The 1,286-nt window shown below is 72.0% G+C and carries 2 protein-coding genes; both read left to right on the top strand.

All coding sequences use genetic code 11. The features are described from left to right. On the top strand, positions 1-394 hold a 394-nt coding region (locus AB0I10_RS41170; RefSeq protein ID WP_363157855.1), incomplete at its 5' end, for a hypothetical protein. A 12-nt stretch (positions 395-406) separates the two neighbouring features. Further along, a partial coding sequence (locus AB0I10_RS41175; protein WP_363157856.1) for a GTP-binding protein occupies positions 407-1,286 on the top strand: 880 nt, incomplete at its 3' end.

The following is a 1,286-nucleotide window of genomic DNA, read 5'->3' on the forward strand; positions in this document are numbered from 1 at the left end:
GGAAGGGCGTACCGATGAACGCGTAACACCGGGTGTCCCGAGTCGCCCCTTCACGCTGGTCGCCTGCACCAACTGCCCGAGCGATACGGGCGAACTGGTGATGGACCGGCTGCGCGACGCCGTCCGTGCCTGCCCGCACGGCATCCTCGTCGCCACCGGATGCCTGGGCAGCCTGCTGTGCTGCACCCCGGCCGCGGGCCTGCACGCCGCAGTACAGCCGTGCGCGAAGGACCGCACCCCCACCGGCCCCGTCGCCCGCCTGGGCCCTATCGCCACCGAAGCCGACGCGGACCTCGTCGGCGCATGGCTCCTGGCCGGCATGCCGGACGGCAGCACTCTTCCACACCGGCTGCGCGCGGCACCCGCGCCCCGTCATGTCGCCCGCTTCAACTGATGGGAAGTACCAGTGCCCAAGGGCCTGTTGAGCATCGTGGTCGGGAACACCCCGGCTGCCCGGGGGCTCGCCGTGGACACGCTGGTGTGCGCTTCGCCCGGCGCCGTGGTGCTGTCCGCATCCATCCACTGCCGGGACAGCGGGTACCCCGTTGTACAACGCTTCGTCGCCGGTCCCGGAGTACCGCCGTCCGTGTCGCAGTCCATGTCGCGGGTGGCCACCGGCGACCCGGTGGTGATTCTCCGGCAGGACCTGCTGGCCATACGACGCGCCATGCGGCCCCCTCGCCTGGTCCTCGCCCTCTCCGACGAGCTGGATCTCCTCCCATTCCTGGTGGAGTTGTGGCGACCGCGGACCGGGGCCAGCGCGCTGGGCGATCACTACGTCCCGGCCCCGGTCGTGGCAGGGCTTGACCCAGCGGCCTTCCTGGCCGAACTCGGATGCGTCCACCGGGCCGCCCGTCTGTGGGACGGTACCGATCGCACCAGCCCCCTGACGCCGGCCGAGATGGCCGCCCGCAGGGTGGAAGCCGCCCACGGCGTGCTCGTGACGGCCCAGCCGAGCCCCAAAGACCGCCGAACGGACGGGGTGGCCGCCCTGGCGCGCCACCTCAACCCCTCCGCCACACTCGTCCATGTCGCACAACAGCCGCAAACAACAGGGGCGTTGCCGCCGTCGTTCCTGCGACCCGTACCGGACACCCTTGAGGAATGGCGGAACCGGCTGGATCCAGTGAGCGTGGCGTCCTCGCGCCCTGGTACCGACCTGGGCGTGACGTCGGTCGTGTGGCGGGCGCGGCGACCGCTGCACCCGGAGCGGCTCGCGGACGCACTTCCCACCGTCATGGCCGGCGTGGTGCGCGGTCGTGGCCACCTGTGGCTGTCCAGCCGAC

The organism is Streptomyces sp. NPDC050636 (assembly GCF_040654775.1).
Taxonomy (GTDB): Bacteria; Actinomycetota; Actinomycetes; order Streptomycetales; family Streptomycetaceae; genus Streptomyces.